The sequence below is a fragment of the Corynebacterium sp. p3-SID1194 genome (assembly GCF_025144155.1).
Lineage (GTDB): Bacteria > Actinomycetota > Actinomycetes > Mycobacteriales > Mycobacteriaceae > Corynebacterium.
In genome coordinates, this window is sequence record NZ_JALXWY010000048.1 from 1 (window position 1) to 513 (window position 513).

Annotated in this window: 1 protein-coding gene; it reads right to left on the reverse strand. The window is 59.5% G+C overall.

The annotated features are described in order from the left end of the window. Window positions 1-513, reverse strand: a 513-nt coding sequence (locus M3G19_RS11830; protein ID WP_259902797.1) for a helix-turn-helix domain-containing protein, incomplete at both ends; no start/stop codon positions are given.

The window sequence follows — 513 nt, forward strand, 5'->3', positions numbered from 1 at the left end:
TCGGTCATCGACTTCCGGGGGCCGGGTGGTGATTTCCGCGCCTTTGATCCAGGACCGGTTGTTGGTGGCAAGCCCTGCCGTGCGGTGGCGTGGGGTGCGTTGTTTTCCTGCTTTGATCAGCACTTGCTGGGTTTTCATGACTGTTTCAAGTTCAGCCCGCAGACTGCCTTTGCCTTGAACGTAGAGCGCAGAGTAGATCGCTTCGTGGGAAAGCTGCATGGTTTCATCATCGGCGAAAACCCGCCTCAGGTGGCAACTGATGCGCTTAGGTGACCATCTGCGTGCAACACCTGCAACAACGACTTGCCGCAACCGGTAGTTGGTGTCGATGCGGCGTGGTTTCGGCCTGGCCATTCGGTGTGCTGTGCGTTCGTGGGCGATCTCGGCGTTATAGGTGTGCACCACCGCCCCGGCCTGGTCGATGACCTCCCACCCGTTACGGCGGATTTCTCTGGCGACAACGCTATGGTGCCGGCCGATAGACGTAGCAATCGCCCTAGCCGATAGCCCTTC